The 5,736-nt window shown below is 31.4% G+C and carries 3 protein-coding genes; all 3 read left to right on the plus strand.

All coding sequences use genetic code 11. The features are described 5' to 3' along the window. A partial coding sequence (locus AC3DU7_RS10345) for a hypothetical protein (RefSeq protein WP_488039267.1) occupies positions 1 to 440 on the plus strand: 440 nt, incomplete at its 5' end. A 527-nt stretch (positions 441 to 967) separates the two neighbouring features. Continuing rightward, complete coding sequence (locus AC3DU7_RS10350) at positions 968 to 1,777, plus strand: glycosyltransferase family protein (RefSeq protein WP_488039268.1); 810 nt, start codon at positions 968 to 970, stop codon at positions 1,775 to 1,777. Positions 1,778 to 2,281: 504 nt separating this feature from the next. Then, positions 2,282 to 4,831 (plus strand): M48 family metalloprotease, encoded by a 2,550-nt coding sequence (locus AC3DU7_RS10355; protein ID WP_488039269.1) that lies wholly within the window; start codon positions 2,282 to 2,284, stop codon positions 4,829 to 4,831. Positions 4,832 to 5,736: the final 905 nt, after the last annotated feature.

Below are 5,736 nucleotides of genomic sequence, written 5' to 3' on the forward strand. Positions count from 1 at the left end.
ATTGGATTGATCGATGTGTTATAAAAGAAATAGAAAGACTCAAACCTTTTTTTGGCAAAGAGTTAGAAAATTGGCATCTATCTGAATTATCTAAAATTGAATTAGCTGGGATTTATTGGTTATATAAAAATCAATACCCGATTTTTCTAAAAAATCATGGATTTGATGTTTTAGAGTTTCAATATGAAGAACTAATTCAAAATCAAAAAGAAACATTAGCGAAAATAACCAATTTTTTAGGAATTGAATGGAGTGATGATTTACTGAATTTTTACAAAAAAAATCCTGGAAAATCTTTGGCAGGAGGTACGCGTACTGACAAACCAATTAATACAACTAGAGTTAGCAATTTACAGGGAAAACTAAATGCTGAAGAAATACAGAAAATAAACGTAATTTGTCAGCCTGTAATGCAGAAATATAGCTATACAGAACTGTAATTTCAGTTATCAGTTATCAGTACCGACCACTAAAGCCAGAGGCTTGAAAATACTGAATTGAAAATTTTTTCATCCCCTCAAAAGGGTAGGCTTTAGACCTCATTTTTTAGTAATGAAAGTCCTATCAGTAGTGTCTAATTATAAAAATTAGCAATATTATTTTAAGTTAATTTCCTTTAAAAGAGTGTTTTTCAAATAAATGTTATACCGTAAGCATTCAGCCGTCAGCCATCAGCTACTGCTTTTAATTGTGGGAAGAAAGTAAAATAGACTATTATTCCAGAAATTGTAAGTGTACTTCCACAAACCCTACTTAATCTTTTATTTAGAAGCAACCTCTTAATTTTCGGCTTTTTTCATTAGCCTAATCAATATATTAACTTATACAATTTAGATAGTAGTAATATTGTTTGGTAAGCCCTCAAATGAGTGGGATATAAACTATAAAAATTACTGCTTATTGAGGGCACTCGGGAAAAGTATTCACATATTTATGTAGTAATCAAATAAAATTAGGTTCTAAGCTAATGACTAACTCAAATTCTGGCGTTTTTTACGTTGCTGCAGGCAAAAAATATGTTGATGAAGCTTGCGACTCTGCTAGAAGTTTAAAAAAGATTAATCCATCTATAAAAATATCTCTAGCTTGTAATCAAGACCCTGAAGATAAAGATTTATTTGATCAAATTATTCCAGTAGATGAACAAGTAACCTGTAGAAATGAAGGATTATTATTCAAGGTCAAACATTTATACTTTTTATCCCCTTATGAAAAAACTATTTTTGCTGATACAGATACTTTTTTTGCTAGTGACTGTGAAAATGGATTTGACATCTTAGAATATTTCGATCTTGCCCTAGTTCCTGCTCCAGTGGACACTTATTATCCAATTTTAGAATCAGGTCAAAAAGTTCCTTGTAAACCATTAAATACAGGGGTAATTCTGTTTAAAAAAAATGAAGCAAACAACCGATTATTTAAAGAATGGATTGACCTCTATACAAGTAAGCTTTTATCTAATAGTAAATTGCGAGAAAGTGATCAAACATCTTTCGCCCAAGTTTTACTCAATTCCTCTTCAAGAATGTACCCTTTGCCTAGTGAATGGAATGCTAGATTTTGTTTTATTAATGCCTTTGCTGAACCAGTTAAAATTCTTCATGGCTATTCCCGAAATATAGAAAAAATTGCTTATCTAATTAACTTAAATGCTAACAAACATAGAGTTTGGGTTCCTCATTTAAAAAGATGTATTGTTTTTAAACCTTATACCTGGAAACATTATTTAGGTCCATTACTGGTAAAATTGGGAATAATGAAAAATAAAAAGGCGTGAATATTTATGAACGAAGGCAGAGGGCAGAAGGAAGAACTGGATGGAGTTTCTGACCCCAATTAATTGTAGACACCTCCGTTGATGCAAGGGTTTTATATCCTTGTTTCAGTCACGAGCAGAGGATAGGAGTCAGAATTCCCTTTCCTACAGAATGCTGCGCAAATAGTATAAGTGTCTGCTCACTCTGCCTTTCCCGATCAATAATTAACAAATTCAGTGGTTAATAATTATCAAAAAGGTCATTCCGCCTGTATTAATCACTTAGTAATTTTTTTACCTAAGAAAAGCATTCTTTTTTCACCCTTGGAATAAGAGGCAGTATTTCATTTGTTTTAGTTTTCCTTCAGACAGAAAATGCTTACTAAAAAATAGTAATTAGATCCAGGAAATTTTAAGTCAAATTTAAAATCAAATAAAGACATGAAAATCATAAATGAGCAAAGTGGTTCTACTTTTTGCAGGTGACTAATTAGTTATCCAAAATATTAATATCAAATAATTAAAATGATAGATAATACACCCTCTACGACAAGTAGTTATTTGCCAGAAAAACCATCCTTAAAAGCTGGCTTACTTGCTCTTAAACAAAAAAAATATCCACAGGCGATCGCTCATCTAGAAATAATTTCTCAACAAGAACCCCTAAAGCAAAAGTTAAAAGCAAAGATGGGCTTAATAGTAGCTTATGAACAAACTAAACAAATAGATAAAGCCATTACCCTATGCCGTCATTTAACAAAAATCTCTAATGATGAAATTCAAACTTTTGCTAATCGTCATCTCAAAGAATTATTAAAACAATATCCATCAAAAAAGCATCAAAAATCAAGTCTTTCTGTTCCTAAACCTCCACCATTACCACCTCCACATCAACAACAAAATATTCAAACAGGATTTGTTCCATTTAATCTCACTTCAGATAAATATGAATCGGCAAAAAATAATCAAAAAATATCTCAAAAAAATATTAATTTATCGAACATAAATAACTCGGCAAAAATTTCTAGTCAATCTTCAGATATTATCGAACATCCTCAGTTAAATCAAAATTATATAGATACAGAAGAAAATCAAACACAACATTTCTCAACTGAAATTAATAACTCCAATTCAAAACCCTCAAATCAACCCCATAAAAAATCAACAGATATTGCTAAAGACATAGACGATCGCTCGCCGAAAATAATATGGCGTGAAGCTGGAAGAGCAAAAGGAGGCCGTTACCTTAAATCTCCTAACTTAAGTCTTTTCTGGCTAGAAAAAATAGCTGTGGTTGCTGGTCTATTTTGGCTAAGTCTAACTATATTAAAGTTGAGTTTAGACCTTACTAATGATTTCCTAGTTTGGCTGCCTTATTTTCGACCAATTCAAATTTTTTACCGAGACCCAACTAGAAATTTTATAATTTTCCTCACAGTATTATTTGTCTTCTCTTCCTGGTTAATTGATGGATTATTAATTCTTGGTTATGGTCTCCAAAACTTACCAACAACAACTTTAATTAATTATAGTAAAGAAGCCAATAAACTACTCCGTAGCTTTTGCCAAAAACGAAAAATACGAGGAATTAAATTGAAAATTTTACCAATAGATGTTCCTATAGCATTCAGTTATGGATGCTTGCCTCGTTTTTTCAAATTTAGAATAGTTGTTAGTCAGGGATTGTTAGATAAATTAGCAGAAGATGAAATTGCCACTATTTATGCCAGGGAAATTAGTCATGTTAAAACAGGAGCCTTTTGGTTAATGTCTATGGCTATTTTGATGCTTCAAATTCCCTACACAATTTATTGGCAATTAACTTATTGGGCTGATTGGTTATTAAATTTTGTAGACCACAAATTACCTGATTTTTTACCAGAATTTATCAAATATTGTTTACCTATTTTAGTATCCGGTTTTAGAGTTTTTGCTGTAATAATTTCTACTCTTAGTTATGGCTTATATTGGTTACTAAAATTACCAACTTTATGGTTATCTCGTCGGAGTGTTTATTATAGCGATCGCCTAGCTTGTAATTTAACCGGAAATCCTAATGGTCTGACACGAGCTATTCTGAAAATTACAATTGGCATGGCTAATGATATACAAAATCAAGGCAAGATTAGAAACTTATTAGAAAGTTTTGAACTTTTAATGCCAGTGGGAATAAATCAAGCTATCACCGTTGGTAGTATTTGTTCCCATAATAATTTTGCATCAATTTTTAACTGGGATATTACTAGCCCATATCGTAATTGGCTAACAATTAATAATACTCATCCTTTACTTGGCGAACGGTTAAAAATGTTAGAATTATATGCTAATTTCTGGAAGCTAGAAACTGAAATAAATTTAGAAAATATTAATCCTAATATTGAAAAAAATCAGTTAAATCAAAAAGAGAAACATTTAACTCCACCAAATTTTGATTTACAAAAACTTTTGCTTCAGGGAGCGCCTTTTTTTGGAATGTTAATCGGTTTATTTTTTGCTGGTTTATTTTGGTTAATAGGTGGATTTTCATCTGCTGTTGGTCTTTGGAGACTGGATTGGTTATGGGGAGATATTTCGATTTTAGTTGGCTCTATAGCTATCGGTTTTAGTATTGGTATTTTTATTAGGATTAATCACTTTTTTCCCGATATTAAACCAGCTAAAATTTTGCAACATCCTAATTTGCTAAAATTGCTAACCGACTCAGAAGCTTTGCCATTAGATAGTCAGCAAATTCAGCTCAAAGGCCAACTTCTGGGCAAGAGTGGGATAAGTAATTTGTTGGGACAAGATTTGATTCTACAAACCACAGAGGGACTGATAAAATTACATTATTCTTCTCAATTAGGTCCTATTGGTAACCTCTGGCCTGCACTAACTAATCCTGGCGGTCTTGTTGGTAAGTCTATAACTGTTACTGGTTGGTGGAGGAGAGGGGCTATTCCTTGGATAGATATCTATCACTTAAAAGCTGATAATAGTCAAATCATTAATAATGGCCATCCAGTATGGTCAACGATTGTAGCTTGTATTTTTTCTATCTGGGGAGTGTATATGATATATGTAGGTAGATTTTAATTATCAGAATTATATGAAGAAAGGTTGCACTATATAAACAAACAATGTTACATTTTTTGATAAATTAATCTTGCTGAAGTAAAATAGAGGTTTACATTAATTATGTAGAGATATTACGTCTATTGAAATGTATAAACTTATTTTAATAGATAAGTTTAGTTATAGTCTGTATATCATAGTTGAGTTAATCAGCAGCAAACCTCTAAACATTCATAGTCGGCTACACTTCTTGCATGGTAAGTATCAATTTCCCAATACAGTAATTTCTGCCAGCTAGTTATTGCGGCTGGTTTTTTTAAATTTAAGAAACTTCGCGATCGTAGAATTGGATATTACTTAATACATTAGCTGTTTGATTTTTCTCGACTTTGCATATTTGCGGTATTATGTGTGATTATTCTAATTTAACCTGACTTTTCCTGAGTTTGAGTTCTACCCTCATGATTCCATGACAATGTAATACCAATTTGAAAAAAGAATGTTACTAATAATAAGTGCAGTCAAAAGATTTTTTAGGAAATGTCCTTTTAACAAAAAAAGAATTTACGACCTAAAAGCTGCTGTTAAATCTATTCCCATACGACTTCTGAATTCTAATAAATACCCTAACTATTTGTAGCAAACATTTATCAAATTGGTATAACATCATTTTTTTATCTAGCTTTATAACGTTAGCGCTAGTGAATCTCATCTTGAATAGACAACTTCTATATTAAAAATATGTCAAGTATATTTTTCTTGATTATCACGATCAATAAATCTTGATGTATCCTTAGTATAAGGATTTGGATTTAGAGCTGATTTATAAAGTACATGTTAAGAGGCTGCATTTATTGCAATATAAGGGTTTTGGGAATTATAGTTCGATAACACTTAAATCCCCGAGAGTTAGGGAAAGTAAGGAT

The organism is Okeania sp. (genome assembly GCF_983059655.1).

What these genes read in the sequence shown, in the direction of transcription:
- AC3DU7_RS10350 (WP_488039268.1), top strand. Translation starts at nt 968, where the DNA reads ATGACTAACTCAAATTCTGGCGTTTTTTACGTTGCTGCAGGCAAAAAA.
- AC3DU7_RS10355 (WP_488039269.1), top strand. Translation starts at nt 2,282, where the DNA reads ATGATAGATAATACACCCTCTACGACAAGTAGTTATTTGCCAGAAAAA.